This is a genomic window from Catenovulum sp. SX2, assembly GCF_052056295.1.
Taxonomy (GTDB): Bacteria; Pseudomonadota; Gammaproteobacteria; order Enterobacterales; family Alteromonadaceae; genus Catenovulum.
On sequence record NZ_CP182493.1, the window covers coordinates 3,687,688 to 3,705,599 of the forward strand.

The 17,912-nt window shown below is 39.2% G+C and carries 14 protein-coding genes and 2 tRNA genes; 13 read left to right on the forward strand and 3 right to left on the reverse strand.

The features are described 5' to 3' along the window. Positions 1-50: 50 nt before the first annotated feature. Positions 51-127: transfer RNA gene (locus ACMZOO_RS15510), tRNA-Asn, on the reverse strand. A gap of 24 nt (positions 128-151) precedes the next feature. After that, a tRNA-Asn gene (locus ACMZOO_RS15515) sits at positions 152-228 on the reverse strand. A 900-nt stretch (positions 229-1,128) separates the two neighbouring features. On the opposite strand from ACMZOO_RS15515, the gene ACMZOO_RS15520 reads away from it, so the two are divergent. The 3 genes from ACMZOO_RS15520 to ACMZOO_RS15530 are packed head-to-tail and all read left to right on the forward strand — an operon-like array spanning position 1,129 to position 5,579. Continuing rightward, a complete protein-coding gene (locus ACMZOO_RS15520) occupies positions 1,129-2,457 on the forward strand; it encodes an MATE family efflux transporter (protein WP_440906311.1) in 1,329 nt (442 codons plus the stop codon). Between the two features lie 2 nt (positions 2,458-2,459). Then, a complete protein-coding gene (gene uvrB, locus ACMZOO_RS15525) occupies positions 2,460-4,478 on the forward strand; it encodes an excinuclease ABC subunit UvrB (RefSeq protein WP_440904225.1) in 2,019 nt (672 codons plus the stop codon). Between the two features lie 24 nt (positions 4,479-4,502). Then, positions 4,503-5,579: an AI-2E family transporter gene (locus ACMZOO_RS15530; protein ID WP_440904226.1), complete on the forward strand. Its 1,077-nt coding sequence runs from the start codon at positions 4,503-4,505 to the stop codon at positions 5,577-5,579. A 95-nt stretch (positions 5,580-5,674) separates the two neighbouring features. On the opposite strand, the gene bcp is transcribed toward ACMZOO_RS15530, so the two are convergent. Next, positions 5,675-6,151 (reverse strand): thioredoxin-dependent thiol peroxidase, encoded by a 477-nt coding sequence (gene bcp, locus ACMZOO_RS15535; RefSeq protein WP_016955724.1) that lies wholly within the window; start codon positions 6,149-6,151, stop codon positions 5,675-5,677. Between the two features lie 208 nt (positions 6,152-6,359). Between bcp and dapA the strand changes: the two genes are divergently transcribed. The 10 genes from dapA to nspC all read left to right on the forward strand — a co-directional run bounded on the left by dapA (position 6,360) and on the right by nspC (position 17,882). Beyond that, positions 6,360-7,244, forward strand: a complete 885-nt coding sequence (gene dapA, locus ACMZOO_RS15540; protein WP_440904227.1) for a 4-hydroxy-tetrahydrodipicolinate synthase — start codon at positions 6,360-6,362, stop codon at positions 7,242-7,244. After that, positions 7,237-8,322, forward strand: a complete 1,086-nt coding sequence (gene bamC / locus ACMZOO_RS15545; RefSeq protein ID WP_440904228.1) for an outer membrane protein assembly factor BamC — start codon at positions 7,237-7,239, stop codon at positions 8,320-8,322. The genes dapA and bamC overlap by 8 nt, the downstream gene beginning before the upstream one ends. Positions 8,323-8,658: 336 nt before the next feature. After that, on the forward strand, positions 8,659-9,810 hold the full coding sequence (locus tag ACMZOO_RS15550; protein WP_440904229.1) for a methyl-accepting chemotaxis protein: 1,152 nt from the start codon (positions 8,659-8,661) through the stop codon (positions 9,808-9,810). A gap of 11 nt (positions 9,811-9,821) precedes the next feature. Then, entirely contained in the window at positions 9,822-10,685 is an 864-nt protein-coding gene (locus ACMZOO_RS15555) for a nitrate- and nitrite sensing domain-containing protein (RefSeq protein ID WP_440904230.1), read from the forward strand. Beyond that, entirely contained in the window at positions 10,685-11,287 is a 603-nt protein-coding gene (locus ACMZOO_RS15560; protein WP_440904231.1) for an HAD family hydrolase, read from the forward strand. Before ACMZOO_RS15555 ends, ACMZOO_RS15560 begins: the two co-directional genes overlap by 1 nt. A 54-nt stretch (positions 11,288-11,341) precedes the next feature. Further along, positions 11,342-12,481, forward strand: coding sequence for a JmjC domain-containing protein (locus tag ACMZOO_RS15565; RefSeq protein WP_440904232.1), 1,140 nt, complete (start codon positions 11,342-11,344; stop codon positions 12,479-12,481). Positions 12,482-12,584: 103 nt separating this feature from the next. Further along, positions 12,585-13,683 (forward strand): peptide chain release factor 2 gene (gene prfB, locus ACMZOO_RS15570; RefSeq protein ID WP_440904233.1). Its coding sequence is split into 2 segments (ribosomal slippage): positions 12,585-12,659 and positions 12,661-13,683, totalling 1,098 coding nucleotides; the frame shifts between segments, so codons are not numbered across the junction. 25 nt (positions 13,684-13,708) lie between these two features. Further along, entirely contained in the window at positions 13,709-15,262 is a 1,554-nt protein-coding gene (lysS, locus tag ACMZOO_RS15575) for a lysine--tRNA ligase (protein WP_440904234.1), read from the forward strand. Between the two features lie 122 nt (positions 15,263-15,384). Then, entirely contained in the window at positions 15,385-16,593 is a 1,209-nt protein-coding gene (locus ACMZOO_RS15580) for a saccharopine dehydrogenase C-terminal domain-containing protein (protein ID WP_440904235.1), read from the forward strand. A gap of 104 nt (positions 16,594-16,697) precedes the next feature. Next, the gene (gene nspC / locus ACMZOO_RS15585; protein WP_440904236.1) at positions 16,698-17,882 is read left to right on the forward strand and encodes a carboxynorspermidine decarboxylase; all 1,185 of its coding nucleotides are present in this window, start codon (positions 16,698-16,700) and stop codon (positions 17,880-17,882) included. Positions 17,883-17,912: the final 30 nt, after the last annotated feature.

Below are 17,912 nucleotides of genomic sequence, written 5' to 3' on the forward strand. Positions count from 1 at the left end.
AAAAGAGTAGGGGGGAATACACTGAGAATATTTAGATATGAGCCAGTTATTGGCTCCCCCTCCCCGACTCGAACGGGGGACCTGCGGATTAACAGTCCGTCGCTCTAACCAACTGAGCTAAGGGGGAACACTAAACTAACAGTTAACAAGTTGGCTCCCCCTCCCCGACTCGAACGGGGGACCTGCGGATTAACAGTCCGTCGCTCTAACCAACTGAGCTAAGGGGGAACATCTCGTCAACGGAGGCGCATCTTAATGATACATGGGGGTGCTGTCAACAATGTTTTTTACAAAAAATTGAATTTATTTCTAATCGCTCAAAATTCATGCGCAGATGGCGGTTTGTTGTGCAATCGGTATTAAATGCTGTTGTTAAAGGGGTGGCAAACAAGTTTGCACTTGACGGCCTGCTATCATTAGAAAAGCATGTTATTTTGAGATCTTTAGCTTAAAAACAAGCTAAGAGCCTTCTTATCAACAGTTTTCTATGGGTGAAAACCGAGTCATTGAAATAATTTGCACTAAATTGGTTGTTGACTAGCAGACAATTAGAAATATTAAATTTGTGTACAAAAAGTGACAGGCCTAGCTGCAAGCCTAGATAAATACAGGGGTCGCTTTGGTTATCCACTAAAGCTGTGGATAACTGTGTGAACAAAATGGAATATCTTGAGCAACGCCCCATGGCTACTGTGTCAATAGTTATTTTAAGAAAAATGCAATGAAAGTATAAAGTTCATATAAATCAATCATTTAATATTTTATTTTGTAGTAATGATGAAATTGTTGTTTAAATAAACAGTCGTTTAAACTTTGCACGTATCTTGTGCATATATCCATCGAGAAATAAACAATCACGCATATTGATTGCTAAATAAAAAGAAATTCAGCTGTAACATTTTTAAATCACTGATTTATAGTTTTTACTCCCTGTTAACAAAGACTACAATTTATAAAAAACATGGAATATTCGGTTTGACTGACATTTTATAGTTACTCACGATTATTTTTAGCTTATTTGGTTGGATTGCTCGCTGATTATTGCTAGATCACGTAAACTACTGCTCAATTTTTAGTAGAAGACGCGTTTGGTGGTTTGTAGTGTCAAATAGTCGAAATCATAAAGATATGCTGACAGGTCCGATTGGCAAAACCCTCAAGGATATGACTATCCCTATGGTAATGGGCATGATCGCATTAATGTCTTTTAATTTGATTGATACCTTTTTTATTAGTTTGTTAGGCACAAACGAATTGGCGGCAATTAGTTTTACTTTTCCGGTTACTTTTACTGTGATTAGCTTAACTATTGGTTTAGGTATAGGTACATCGGCTGTCATTGCAACTACAATAGGGCAACAAAAACATCATTTGGCCAAAGACCAAGCAACTACAGCACTTATTATTGCGGTTATTTTGGTTGCGGCGTTATCAACCCTTGGCTGGTTTATTATCGAGCCACTGTTTTCATTATTGGGTAGTGATGAAAATACTCAGCCATTTATTACCGCTTATATGAAAATTTGGTATTTCAGTTCGGTATTTCTGGTTATTCCTATGGTGGGTAACGCTATATTACGTGCATCGGGTGACACTAAAACACCTAGTATGATTATGGCATTGGGTGGTGCGATTAATGCTGTATTAGATCCTATCTTAATTTTTGGTCTTGGTGATTTTAACGGTTGGGGCATTGAAGGTGCTGCGATCGCCAGTTTAGTTGCTTGGATGATAGGTGCTTGTGTTATGTTGTATTTGTTATCACATAAACGTCAGCTAATCGACCTTGCAATCCCCAAACCAAATGAATTTATATTTGCGACCAAAAGCATTCTTAAAATTGGTTTACCAGCAGCAGGGGCAAATATGTTAACCCCTATAGCTATGTCTATTTTAACTGCCATTGTTGCCGCTTATGGGCATGAAGCTGTCGCGGCTTTTGGTGTAGGTAGCCGTATTGAATCTATTGCGTGTATGTTGGTGTTAGCCATGTCTATGACTTTGCCACCTTTTATCAGTCAAAATTTAGGGGCAGGGCAAAACGAAAGGGTACAGCAGGCGTATAAAATGAGTTGCCGATTTGTGCTGGCTTGGCAATTTGGCGTATTTATTTTATTGGCTATTTGCGCGCCGCTAATCGCACGCGCATTTGCGCAAGAAACAGAAGTACAACAATTAATTCAGCTATTTATTTGGATTGTGCCACTAGGTTATGGGTTACAAGGCATAGTTATATTAACTAATTCTTCGTTTAATGCTTTGCACCAACCAGCTATTGCATTAAAGCTTAGTGTGCTGCGTTTATTTGTCTTTTATGTGCCATGTGCTTATGTTGGTGGGAGCTTGTTTGGTATTTGGGGGCTCTTTATTGGCTGTGTTGTTGGTAATATATTGATGGCTGTGGTGTCTTATCTAAGATTTAATCAATACTTCAGTAAAGTCGAGTTGCAGGTTTAATTATGTCAGACAAAACCTTTGAACTGGTTTCAGACTATGTCGCCAGCGGTGATCAACCCACTGCAATTGCAAAGTTGGTAGAAGGGTTAGACTGTGGTTTAGCACACCAAACCTTGCTTGGGGTAACAGGCTCAGGTAAAACTTTTACTATGGCGAATGTGATTGCTGAGCTTGGCCGACCTGTGATTATGCTTGCACCTAATAAAACTTTGGCCGCGCAATTATATGGAGAAATGAAAGCTTTTTTTCCAAATAATGCGGTTGAGTATTTTGTTTCTTATTACGACTATTATCAGCCTGAAGCTTATGTGCCCTCGACTGATACCTTTATCGAAAAAGATGCTTCAATTAACGACCATATAGAACAAATGCGTTTGTCAGCGACTAAAGCACTGATGGAACGTCGTGACGTTATAATAGTCGCGTCAGTTTCAGCCATTTATGGTTTGGGCGATCCACAATCCTATATGCAGATGTTATTGCATTTGCGCCAAGGAGACATCATTGAGCAAAGGGGCATACTTAGGCGTTTAGCCGAAATGCAGTATACGCGCAATGACATTGATTTTCAGCGTGGTACTTATAGAGTGCGGGGTGATGTAATTGATATTTTTCCAGCGGATTCAGAGCGTGATGCTATCCGGGTTGAATTATTTGATGAAGAAATAGAGCGAATCAGTGTATTTGACCCATTAACCGGTGAAGTTTCACGCAACCTTGCGCGCACAACCGTTTATCCCAAAACACACTATGTTACGCCAAGAGAACAGATATTAGGTGCAATAGATAGAATAAAAGTTGAATTAAAAGAGCGCTTAACGCAATTTAGAGACAACAACAAATTAGTTGAAGAACAAAGACTCAGCCAACGCACCCAATACGACTTAGAAATGATGCAAGAACTGGGTTATTGCTCAGGTATTGAAAATTACTCAAGATATTTGTCTGGTCGGGCAGAGGGCGAGCCACCACCAACTTTGATTGATTATCTGCCAGATGACGGCATTATGATAATCGACGAGTCGCATGTAACAGTGCCACAATTAGGTGCTATGTATAAGGGCGATAGGGCGCGTAAAGAAAATCTTGTGCAATATGGTTTTAGGTTGCCATCTGCATTAGATAATCGACCATTAAAATTTGAAGAGTTTGAGCAATTAGCACCACAAACTATTTATGTTTCAGCAACGCCGAGTGCCTATGAAATTGAAAAATCTCAAGGTGACATAGCAGAGCAAGTCGTGCGCCCAACCGGCTTAATTGATCCAGAAATTGAGGTGCGGCCAGTTGGCACTCAAGTAGATGACTTAATGTCAGAAGCGCGCAAGCGCATCGCTATTGGTGAGCGCGTATTGTGTACAACCTTAACCAAACGCATGGCTGAAGATTTAACTGATTATTTAAACGATCATGATATTAAAGTGCGTTATCTACATTCAGATATAGATACTGTTGAACGCATGGAAATTATTCGAGACTTACGTTTAGGCAAGTTTGATGTTTTGGTTGGCATTAACTTATTACGTGAAGGTTTGGATATGCCTGAAGTGTCTTTAGTTGCAATATTAGATGCAGACAAAGAAGGGTTTTTACGCTCAGAGCGTTCACTGATTCAAACAATTGGTCGTGCGGCACGCAACTTAAATGGTAAAGCGATTTTATACGCTGACTCTATTACTAAATCTATGCGTAAAGCGATAGACGAAACTGATAGACGCCGTGAAAAACAACAAGCTTATAATGTTAAGCATGGCATTACACCGAAAGCGCTAAACAAAAAAATCACTGATGTGATGGATCTCGGTTATGATGATGAGCCAAGCTCAGCAAATCAAGTGAAGTTAAGAAAAGTTAGTGATAAAAAGGCCCAATACATAGCTAAATCAGTTGAAGAACTGACTAAACAAGTTAAGGTCTTGGAAGGGCAAATGTTCGAATGTGCACGTAATTTAGAGTTTGAAAAGGCCGCAAAACTGCGAGACGAAATTCAAGATCTGCAAGCTCAATTATTAACTATGTAATTATTTTCCATTCAGGGAAGCTATATGTTCGATTTATTAAAACAGTGGTACAACAATAGATTTTCTGACCCAGATGCGGTCACTTTAGTTTTTATACTGTTGTTTTTGTTTGCGGTTGTATTGTATTTAGGCGACATACTCGCGCCTGCTATTGTCGCACTTGTGATTGCTTATTTACTTGAGTGGCCAGTTAGCCAACTGGTTAAAATTGGTGTGCGCCGCAGCATTTCAGTTGCAGGTGTATTGATTGTCTTTAGCTGTATTGTGTTTACATTACTTATCGGCTTAACCCCACATATTTGGCAGCAGATGAGTAATTTAATCAGTGAAATTCCAATTATTTTACAAAAAGGCCAAGACTATTTATTAAACTTACCGCCTGAATATCAGGGTTATATTAATGCTGAACAAATCAAAAATATTGTTGACTCACTAAAACAACAATTGGTTGATACTGGCAAAGGTCTAGTCACTGCCTCTCTAAACTCATTAGTGACTTTAGTTGCGCTGCTGGTGTATTTGGTATTAGTGCCTTTATTGGTTTTGTTTATGTTGTTAGACAAAGACAAACTATTAAGACAAATGCGAGTTATTTTGCCTCGTCGGCGTCGTTTGGCGATAACAGTTTGGGCAGAAATGAATCAACAAATTGGTAACTATATTCAAGGTAAAGCGATTGAAATTGTGATTGTTGGCACTGTGTCTGTTATTGCATTTTTATTGTTGGATTTAAGGTATGCCGTATTGTTAGGTGTTGGGGTTGGTTTATCTGTATTAATTCCTTATATAGGTGCTGCGGTTATTACAATTCCGGTTGCTGTAGTTGCACTATTTCAATTTGGTATCTCACCCGAATTTTGGTATGTGATGATAGTCTATGCTGTCATTCAAGCAATTGATGGCAATGTCATTGTGCCTGTATTGTTTTCACAGGCGGTCAATCTTCACCCTGTGTTTATTATTATTGCTGTATTGTTTTTTGGCGGTATTTGGGGATTTTGGGGGGTATTTTTTGCCATCCCACTAGCGACTTTAGTCAAAGCTGTCGCCAATGCTTGGCCAAGGGTTGATGAACCAGAAGAGATATTAAACAAAGTATGACGTGGAGCTAAATCAATATAAATTAGCTATTTATATTGATTTAGCTCTAGGGCTGTTTAAAGCCCTAACCACAAAGTTTGAGCTTAGATTGACAGTTAAGCTTTAGCGTTTAAATAATCTAAAACCACTTGGTGATGGTCTTTAGTTTTGAACTTATCAAACACTTTTTCGACGACACCTTGTTGGTTAACTAAAAAGCTGATGCGGTGAATGCCATCATATTCTTTGCCCATGAACTTTTTTAAGCCCCATACACCAAAACCATCAGCAACTTTATGGTCTAAATCTGATAATAAATCGAAGTTTAAATCGTGTTTCTCTTGGAAACGTGCCAATTTTTTTGGTTCATCAGGGCTCAAACCAAATACCACTGTATTGTGTTGTTCCAATAATTCAGCTTTAGTGTCACGCAGTGAGCAAGCTTGAGTTGTACAGCCAGGGGTGAGTGCTTTTGGATAAAAATAGACTAAAACTTGGTGGCTTTTTAACGTTTCGCTCAAACTGACAGAGCTTTCGTTTTGATTTAATAAAGTAAAATCTGGTGCTTGGCTGCCTTCGGCTAAATATTGCATATCTTAATATTCCTTAAATTGGGTAAACTAATTCTACCGTAATTTATTGCTATTGGTTCAATGCTAGTAGTCGTTTGCTTGAAAAATGACCGATTTGCATGCGCGGGCAAGCAATTTTTAGAATTAATCTTTTCAAAATGCAGGTTAATTATTGTCTTTCTGCGCTCTCGCCATTACCATAGTGCGCTTGATTTTATGGGGGCATTAAATGATCCGAGGAAGTATTGTCGCGTTAATTACACCAATGCACGAAGATGGCACGGTGGATTATCAAAGTTTAGAACAGTTAGTAGAGTTTCACGTAAATGCTGGCAGCCATGGTGTTGTTGCAGTTGGAACGACTGGTGAATCTGCAACCTTGCCAGTAGATGAGCATGTAAAGGTTGTCGAAACTGTTGTTAAAAAAGCTGCGGGTCGTATCAAAGTTATTGCTGGCAATGGCGCAAATTCAACCTCAGAAGCAATCGAACTGACCAAGTTAATGGCAAATTCAGGAATAGACGCTTTCTTGAATGTAACGCCGTACTACAATAAACCGTCGCAAAAAGGTTTAATTGCTCACTTTGAAGCGATTGCAAATTGTAGTGAAATTCCACAAATTTTATACAATGTCCCAGGACGCTGTGCCGTTGACTTATTGCCACCTGCTGTAGCTCATTTAGCTAAGCACCCAAAAATCATAGGCATTAAAGAAGCAACTGGCAGTATAGAACGTATCAAAGAAATAAAAGCGCTAGTTGCCGACGACTTTAGTTTGTTAAGTGGTGATGATGCGACTTCGTTAGAATTTTTGCGCGCGGGCGGACATGGGGTTATCTCGGTAACAGCTAATGTTGCAGCGGCAGAGCTAGCACAGATTTGTAACTTATCTGCTGAAGGTAAGTTTGCTGAAGCAAAAGAGATTGACGATAATTTACAAGTATTGCATCGGGACTTGTTTGTTGAGTCGAACCCTGTGCCAGTAAAGTGGGCAATGTATAGAATGCATAAAATTGAACACTGTGTATTTAGATTACCTTTGCTTCCACCTGAACCAAATTCACAAAAAGTAATCGAACAAGCTTTACGCCAATCAGGTTTTCTAAATGATTAATAAAAGCTGTCAATGGATTGTACCTAGCGTGTTAGCTATTTTGTTAGCTGCATGCGCGGGCAAACCAAACAAAGCAGATGGGAGTTTTGCTTACGAGCAAGCTCAACCGAACCAAAGGTTAAAAATTCCAGCTGATAAGCTAACACCTGCTGTTAGTTCACAATTTAAGATAGATCATCAGCGTAATTTAAACGGCAAAACAGGCGAAGCAGTTGAAATTTTTCCGCCTCGATTAATTGCACCAATTGTTACCGCTAGCCATATCGATGATGCAGACCCTCGCACCACTATCTGGTTTGAGCAAAGTGAGCAAATTGATAATCTACAAGATGCTATCTGGAATGCCATATCCGGTTATTTAGATAAACAAGGTATATCATTTGTTAAGCAAGATAAAACCGAAGGTGTAGCTGAATCTGAATGGTTAGTCGTCAGCCGAGAAAGTGGCTGGGGATTTTGGAAAACTACCTTTGACATCGAAAAACAAAAGTATCGTTTCTGGGTCAAAATGAAACCTCATGGTCGTTCTGGTTCGTTAACTGTAGAATTAATTGGCCGTGAGTCTTTACTTGACCAAGAAGAAACACAATTTTTTATGTTAGATGATGTTTCTTTGGCAACAGATACATTAAATTCAATTGCAGGTCACTTTGAATACAGACTTAGATTAGACGCAGAAAACCGCCGTACTCAATACGTAAAAGGGATTGAAGTTTCAATTGAACAAGCACCAAATGGTGATCCAGCTATATTAGTTAACGCTGGTTATGAACATGCTTGGATCAGAACAATTGAAGCATTAGACTTTTTTGGACTCTTGATGACGGACGTAAATAAAATCCAAGGCCGTGTGCATGCTAAAGTGCGCCGCGACAACTCAGGTTTTTGGTCTGGTTTATTTGGCAAAGAAGAAGGTTTACTTGGTTTGGATAAAGGTGATTATGTTATCGAGCTGATTAAAGACGGCGACAAAACTTATGTAGTCTTTAATGATTTAACTTTAACTTCTATCACTCAAAGCCAATTAGAAAAAGTTTTGCCTAAGTTACAGCAACGTTTAGGCGAAGACTTAGACTAAAAATCTTAGATTGCACCATAATTTAACCAGCTTATTATGGTGCAATAAAATTCCACAAGGCTCCTTGTAGCGCTCTAAATTCTAATCGCCACAATTTATATTAGCGACTTACTTCGACGATTCTTGCATTTTTTTGGTGCGGTTTGTTCAATTTTTAAGGCGTTGAGAAAGTTAATAACTAATTAAATTTATTAATTTAAAAACTTTGTTTTTACGTTTTTGTTTTTTTTGATTGTATTTTGTAACAAGTTTTGGCGTTTATGCACTAAATCAAACCAATTTTTATTTTGGCATTTTAATTGCAATAAAAGGTTTGTTAACACTGAGAGGTAGTGTATGAAATCTGTAATGGCGCAGCCAGCTTGTTTTATGATCAAGAATATAGGCATTCGTAAAACAGCTTGGGTATATTGGTTTTTCTTAATTTTCACTTTAACAGGTTATCTGTGGATGCCTAAAGTCGCATTTGCTGTTTTTGCCTGTACATCTGCTTACTTTTTCGCAAGCTTATTAATTGCAATATTAAGCGAACTAAAAGAGTTAGAAGTAAAACTCAAATCAAGCCAGGTTGATGGGTTTGATTACCGCAAACTTGAATTGCACACAGTGGCGCTAGGTACACCAATAGATAGATTGGTGGATATGTTGCGTGAATTAACTCGAATCAAAGTTAATTTATCTGAACGTATGAGTGAAGTAGAGCATTCATCAGTGCAAGTTATTGAGTCTGCCCAACAAGTTTCAGCCAACGTGAAAAAACAATCTGATTCAACCACCTCAACCGCTGCTGCAATTTTAGAAATGAGTCAATCTTTAGCTGAAGTTGTAGATAAAGTGAACCGAGTTCTCGAAAGTTCAAAAGAAGCACAAACCATTACAGAGCACGGTAAAAACTGTGTTAAAAATTTAAAATCAGAAATCCAAACAGTTAAACTTCAAGCCGAACAAACCCAAGGGCAGATGAGCTCACTAGACGACCTTGCCGAAAAAGTAGCGGTTATGTCGCAATCTATTCAAGATATTTCAGCACAAACGAATTTATTAGCACTTAATGCTTCAATTGAAGCTGCTCGTGCTGGCGATTTTGGTCGTGGTTTTGCAGTGGTTGCTGAAGAAGTTAGAGCGCTTGCGCAGCGCAGTAGCGAAGCCGCCAACAATATAATTAGCAATGTAAATCTAGTTCGTGAACAAAGCCATCAAGTGACGGATAAAATGACTCAGGTTGTGGACGCAAGTTCTAATTGTTTAGAGACAGCCGAAGAAACCGACGAAGTGCTTGAGCAAATTGGTAAACAAACCTTAAGTGTACAAGATCAAATTCACATTATTTCAGCCAATGCTGAACAACAAAATATGGCCACGCTAGAAATATCACAACATGTTGAGTTGGTGGTTGAAGGCGCACAGGACAATTCACGAGTGGCTGAACAAGCAGCAAAAGTCGCTGAACATTTAAAAAATCTTACCCAATCTGTAGTTAAAGTATAAGGATCAAACAAATGGCTTTTCATCAAATTTTACCCATAATAATTGGTTTGTTTGTTGTCGCGCTGTTGATCTATTTTGTGATTAGACAAAAGCGCAAAGTACGAAAACTGCAGGTTGAAGGTGTTGGTACTATTATTCAGGTTAAACAATTAATCACAAATATTCAGCAGCATAGAGGCTGGTGTAGTGCTTATTTACGTGGTGATAAATCTGTTATTGGTGATATTCAACAATTGCAACGCAAAATTGCACAAACCTCTTTAGCAATTGAAAACCAATTTAGCATCAAAAAGTTCGAGCGTTGGTTTGGTTATTCGGAGCATTGGAAACGATTATCCTCAAGCGCAACTGGTTTAACGGCAGATAATAGTTTTAAACAACACACCCAATTAATCGGCAATATGTTGTATTTGTTAGAAGATATCGCCGAAAGTCATTTTTTAACCAAAGAGCAGTTGGGTGAATTTCCAGACATTAGTTTGTTATGGCGTGAATTATTGCAAGTGAGTGAATGTGTTGGTCAGTCGCGAGCTTTAGGGACAGGTGTGGCAACAGTTAAAGTATGTAGTCGAGTAGAAAAAATTCGTTTAGGTTTCTTACGCCAGAAAATTACCGAAACAGCTGAAGTGACTTATGCACAGTTAAAAGATAATCAAAGCGCAGAAAACCGCCAGAAATTAGTGAGCCTAATAGAACATGCTAGCAAACAAACCCGTTATCTATGCTCTGTTATTGAGCATGAACTGGTTGAATGCGAACAAATTCAATTAGATGCTAAAAACTACTTTTCGTTAGCAACTGAAGCAATTAATTCGCTTAACCAAATTTTTGACTTTAAACTTGAAGAATTAGAACGTTTTTTAGTTAAGAAGTAATGAATAAATATAAAGTAATTGTTTTTGATCTCGGTGGTGTATTACTGGATATATCCGGGGTTGAAGACATTCTCGGCTGGTTAGATAATAAAATTGAGCTAGCCGATTTTTGGTATCTATGGTTGCATTGCCCAGCGGTTAAACAATTTGAATCAGGCGAAATTAGCGAAGTCGAATTCGTCAATAGTGTGTTAAGCCACTTTAAGCTGCCGATTGACTACACGACGTTTGAGCAATCATACCGTTATTGGATTAAAGGCATTTTCTCTGGGCGACTTGCTTTGCTTGAACAGCTCAAAGCTGACTATCAACTAGCCTGTTTAACTAATACTAATCTGATGCATTGGCCTGAAATTGTCGCAACTGGCATATTAAACCCGTTAGATAAACATTATGTCTCGTTTGAAATGGGCTGCGTAAAACCTGATAAAGAAATTTATCAAAAGATGCTGGATGACTTAGATGTACCCGCAGAGCAAGTTTTGTTTATAGATGATAACCAAGTGAATGTGGATACAGCAAAAGCGCTTGGAATAGACGCATACCGTACTGTTGGTCATCAAGCTTTACTTGATTTATTTCAGCAACTAAAAATCATCTAAGCATAATTTGCGTTATACTCATGGCCATTCTCCAATCTGCACTATGGCCTTGATATGTACCAGTTTAATCAATTTGACCCACAATCTTTTCTTAAAACCTACTGGCAGAAAAAACCTATTTTACTCAAAGGTTTGTTTAAGGATTTTATCGACCCATTAGAGCCAGATGAATTAGCTGGTCTTGCCCAAGAAAGTGAAATTGAAAGCCGAGTTGTGCAAAGACAAAAACAAGCTTGGCATGTTGAACATGGGCCGTTTGACAGCTTCGAGCAATTTGGTGAAAACAATTGGACCTTGTTAGTACAGGCTGTTGACCATTGGCATTTGCAAAGCGCACAGTTGTTAGAACCATTTAGATTTATTCCCAATTGGCGCATTGACGATTTAATGATCAGTTTTTCTACTCCAGATGGTGGCGTAGGTGCACACGTTGACCAATACGATGTATTTATCATTCAAGGTATGGGCAAACGCCATTGGAAAGTTGGTGAGCAGCAGCCGTTACAATCAAGCGTACCCCATCCAGACTTATTGCAAGTAACAGGTTTTGCACCTTGCATTGATGAAGTGCTAGAGCCGGGGGATGTTTTATATATTCCACCTGGCTGCCCACATGAAGGTTATGCCCTTGAACCAGCGCTTAATTATTCAGTTGGTTTTCGCGCGCCTAATCAGCAAGACCTTTTATCTTCGTTTGCTGATTTTGCCTTGCAAGAAGAATGTTTCCAGCAAAGATATCAAGATCCAGACTTGCAGCCAACTCAGCTTGCAGGTGATGTCACATCAAGCGAAGCTGCCAAGTTAATTGAATTGGTAAAACAAACCTTGAGTCAACCACAACAAGTGAATAAATGGTTAGGGAGTTATTTAACTCAAGCTAAACATGAGTTAGATATTCAAGTACCTGAACCGAGTTTTGCCGAAGATGATGTGGTTGAAATCAATCAGCAAATTGAAGCTTGGTTGCGTGCTGGTGGTTTGCGAATATTAACTTTAGATAATGGCTTATTTGTGAATGGTGAGTGGGTCGATAGCCAAAGTTGCCAAGCTGATTTTGTCCGTTTTATCGCGGATAACTTGCTCTATTCAGCTGAACAATTAACCGAATATTTGCAACAAAACGACAATCTTGCATTGTTTAGTGCTTTGGTTAATGAGGGCTATATATACCCGTATGAAGATGGTGAAGAATAACTTGCAAACAAGTTAGGAATAATCCGACTAAAACTATTCAAACGGGTGAAATTTCGCTACAATTCGCGGCTTAAATTTTCACCCTGCCATTGTGGACAAATTGATGTTTGAAATTAATCCAGTTCAAAACAAAATCAAAGATATAGCAGAGCGTACAGAGCTGCTTAGGGGGTATCTTTGACTACGAACAAAAAGCAGAACAATTAGAAGAAGTTAGCCGCGAGCTAGAAGACCCAGCTGTTTGGAACGATCCAGAAAAAGCCCAAGCTTTAGGTAAAGAACGCTCAAACTTAGAAGCCATTGTAAAAACCATAGACGATTTAACTCAAGGGTTAGAGGATGTTGATGGTTTATTAGAGCTTGCGGTTGAAGCTGAAGATGAAGAAACCTTTAATGAAGCGCAACAAGAACTTGCCGAGCTTGAACAAAAAATTGAAACGCTAGAGTTTCGCCGTATGTTCAGCGGCCCGCAAGATGCGAGCGATTGTTATATTGACTTACAGTCAGGCTCTGGTGGTACAGAAGCGCAAGACTGGTGCAGCATGTTATTGCGTATGTATTTGCGTTGGGCAGAAGCACATGGTTTAAAAGCAGAACTAATCGAAGTATCTGAAGGTGAGGTTGCCGGTTTAAAATCAGCAACCATTCGTATTGCTGGTGAATATGCATTTGGTTGGTTACGCACAGAAACAGGTGTACATCGTTTAGTACGTAAATCACCATTTGATTCGGGAAATCGTCGTCATACCTCATTTGCATCTGCGTTTGTTTATCCAGAAGTTGATGATGATATCGAAATTGATATAAATCCGGCGGATTTACGTATAGATACTTACCGTGCATCAGGCGCGGGTGGTCAGCACGTTAACCGAACCGATTCTGCGGTGCGTATTACCCACTTACCAACTAATACTGTGGTGCAATGTCAAAACGATCGTTCACAGCATAAAAATAAAGACCAAGCGATGAAACAGTTAAAAGCAAAACTGTATGAGCTTGAGTTACAAAAACAAAATGCTGAAAAACAAGCGATGGAAGACGGTAAGTCTGATATAGGTTGGGGCAGCCAAATTCGCTCGTATGTATTAGATGATGCACGTATTAAAGATTTACGAACAGGGGTTGAAAACCGCAATACACAATCGGTATTAGACGGCAACTTAGACCCATTTATTCAAGCTGCGCTTAAAGCCGGTCTGTAACCCTTATTGAGTCAGGAATATTAAAATGTCTGAACAGAATTTAGCTAATCAAGAAGAAAATAAATTGATTGCCGAGCGTAAAGCTAAACTAGCGGCAATTCGTGAAACTTGTCCTGCAAATGGTCATCCGAACGATTTTGAGCGTTCACATTATGCGGGTGACTTACAAAAAGCGCATGGCGACAAAGATAAAGCAACTTTACAAGAAGAAGACAATCAAGTTGCAGTGGCTGGCCGTGTTATGGCTAAACGTGGTCCCTTTATGTTATTGCAAGATATGTCTGGTCGCATTCAGGCATATGCAGATAAACAAGTGCAAAAAGAGTTAAAAGAAAAATACGGCAACATTGATATTGGTGACATTATTGGTGTTAGTGGCCCAGTCAGCATGTCAGGTAAAGGTGACTTGTACGTGCATATGAGCAGTTATGTTTTATTAACTAAATCATTGCGCCCATTGCCGGAAAAATATCACGGCCTTGCTGATCAAGAAACTAAATATCGTCAGCGTTATGTTGATTTAATTATCAATGAACATACACGTGATGTTTTCCAAATTCGTTCACAAATTATTAGTGGTATTCGCAACTACTTAACTTCTCGTCGTTTTATGGAAGTTGAAACGCCTATGTTGCAAACCATTCCTGGTGGTGCATCGGCTAAACCATTTGTTACCCACCACAACGCGTTAGACATTGAAATGTTTTTACGTATTGCCCCTGAGCTTTATTTAAAACGTTTAGTCGTTGGTGGTTTTGAGCGTGTATTTGAAATTAACCGCAACTTCCGCAACGAAGGTTTAAGTACTCGCCACAACCCAGAGTTCACTATGATTGAATTCTACCAAGCGTATGCAGATTACAATGACTTGATGGACTTAACCGAAGACATGTTGCGCACCTTAGCGGAAGATGTATTAGGCACTAGCATAGTGACTAATACTAAACGCAACGATGATGGTGAAGTAGTTGAAAGCATTGAATACGACTTTGGCAAACCATTTGCGCGTTTATCCATGTCAGCGGCTATTTTGAAGTATGCGCCTGAATTAGACGCAGATGTTATTAACAATCCACAAGATAATTTGGATGGCTTAAAAGCAATTGCTAAACAGTTGCATATTAAAGAGCCTGAGCAAGATGGTATTTGGGGTCCAGGTAAATATTTATGTGAGATATTTGAAGAGGTTGCTGAGCACCAATTAATGCAGCCTACTTTTATCACTGAATATCCGTGGGAAGTATCGCCACTGGCACGCCGTAACGATAACAACCCATTTGTAACGGACAGATTCGAATTTTTTGTTGGTGGCCGTGAATTAGCCAATGGTTTCTCTGAGTTAAATGACGCTGAAGACCAAGCTGCGCGTTTCCGCAAACAAGTTGAAGAAAAAGATGCAGGTGATGAAGAAGCAATGCACTACGATGCTGACTACATTACTGCGCTTGAATATGGTTTACCACCAACAGCTGGTGAGGGCATAGGTATTGACCGTTTGGTGATGTTGTTTGCCGATTGTTCAACCATTAAAGATGTAATTTTATTCCCGCATATGCGCCCGCTGGGAGCAGCAGAATAAGTTAAGCCGACAAAGCCCGCTTAACTGCGGGCTTTTTGATTGTGAGTTGTAATCTTTAGATTCTTGGTTAAGCTTAGTAGTTAACTGTGCGAATTTAAAAGAGTTTTAATGAGAGAGTTATCATGAGTAAAGTTGTTATTATTGGCGCTGGCGGTGTCGGTCAGGTTGTTGCATTTAAATGTGCACAATTACCTGAGGTCTTTACCGAAATTACCTTGGCTAGCAGAACGGAAGCTAAGTGCATCGACATCGCCCAAAAAATCAAACAAACATTAAATCGTGACATAGCAACTGCGCAAGTGGATGCAGACAATGTTCCTGAATTAGTGGAGCTATTAAATAAAATAAAACCTGAGCTAGTGATAAACGTAGCATTGCCATATCAAGATTTAACTATTATGGATGCATGTTTAGAAGCGGGTGTTCACTACATGGACACAGCGAACTACGAGCCATTAGACACAGCAAAATTTGAATACAAATGGCAGTGGGCATATCAAGAAAAATTTGAAAAAGCAGGCCTAACTGCATTATTAGGTTCGGGGTTTGATCCGGGCGCAACCAATATGTTTACCGCATATTTGGCTAAACATTATTTTGATGAAATACACACGTTAGACATTATTGATGTAAACGGTGGTGATCACGGTTATCCGTTTGCAACTAACTTCAACCCAGAAATTAATATTCGTGAAGTAACGGCAGAATGTCGTCACTGGGAAAATGGTCAATTTGTGACCACCCCAGCTATGTCGTGCAAACAAAGTTTCACTTGTCCTGATGAAGTTGGTACTTATAATATTTACCGCATGTACCACGAAGAATTAGAGTCATTAACCAAACATTTCCCAACACTTAAACGCGCGCAATTTTGGATGAGTTTTGGTGAGAGTTATCTAAAACATTTAGAAGTGTTAGGTAATGTAGGTATGACAGGTATTGAGCCAATTGAATTCCAAGGCCAACAAATTGTGCCAATTCAATTCTTAAAAGCTTTATTACCAGACCCTTCAACTTTAGGCCCGCGTACTAAAGGTAAAACCTGTATAGGTTGTGTGGTAACAGGTATTAAAGACGGCAAAGAGAAAACCGTTTATTTATACAATGTTAAAGACCACCAAGACTGTTATGGTGAAGTTCAATCTCAAGCAATTTCATACACCACAGGTGTACCAGCTATGATTGGCGCGAAAATGATTTTACAAGGCAATTGGAAAAAAGCCGGTGTTTGGAATATGGAACAATTAGATCCAGACGCATTTATGGACGATATGAATCAATACGGCTTGCCATGGCAAGTAATTGAAAATCCAGGTTTTGATTTAATCTAAATTAACCTGACTCAAACTTAACAAACAAGGTGGCCTTAAGTTGGTCAACCTTGTTTGTTGTTTCTCCTATTGGCGGTTAGTCGCCCTGTTAAAGTTTGAAATCCATGATAAATAGTAAAACTTTTTTGCAGTTTGATGCTTCACGTGTGCCTTCACCTTGTTTTGTGGTCGATGAAGTCGCAGTCGAAAATAATTTAAAAGTGCTTGATTATGTTCAGCAGCAATCTGGCGCAAAAATTTTGTTGGCACTTAAAGCCTTTTCTATGTACAGCTTAGCCCCTTTGGTTGGTAAATATTTGCACGGCACCTGTGCCAGCGGGTTGCACGAAGCACGACTTGGCCATGAAGAATTTACCTCAGGTAAAGCAGGCAAGGGCGAAGTACATACTTTTAGCGCAGCCTACACAGAGCAAGATTTAGCAGAAATCTTAAAAATTTCTGATCATGTGGTATTTAACTCGTTTGGCCAATGGCAAAGATTTCAACCACTGATCCAAGCTGCAAAAGCGCAGCGCCCTGAACTTGAGTTTGGTTTACGCGTAAATCCATTACATTCAGAAGGCGCAGAGCCTATTTACGACCCTTGTGCGCCAGGTTCGCGTTTAGGTATTCCGTATCCAGAGTTTGCAGGCAAGTCGCTCGAAGGCATTACCGGCATACATTTTCATACCCTGTGTGAACAAGCTTTTGAACCTTTGGCACGTACCTTAGATCAAGTAGAAAAACACTTTGCTGATATTTTGCCAAAACTTAAATGGGTTAATTTTGGTGGTGGTCATCATATATCTAAACCTGATTATAATGTTGAAGGTTTAATTGAGCGCATTAAAGCTTTTCAAGCAAAATATGATGTACAAGTGTATTTAGAACCGGGCGAAGCCATTGCAATACATTCAGGTGTGCTTGTTAGCGAAGTATTGGATTTAACCTTCAATGCAATGAACTTAGCTATATTAGATAGTTCAGCCACTTGCCACATGCCTGACACCATTGAAATGCCATATCGGGCGGATATTATTGGTGCTGGCGAAAAAGATGAGCTAGAGCATACATATAGACTTGGCGGGCAAACTTGTTTGGCCGGTGATGTTATGGGCGATTATTCATTTGCGCAGCCGCTGCAAATTGGTCAACGTTTAATGTTTGATGATATGTCGCATTACACTATGGTTAAAACCACAACTTTTAATGGCATTGGACTGCCAAGTATTGCTTTGTGGAATTCACAAACGGATGTACTGCGTATTATCAAAGAATTTGGTTACGATAATTTTAAGAGTCGATTGTAACTAAAAACTATATTTTCATCCCCTTATCAG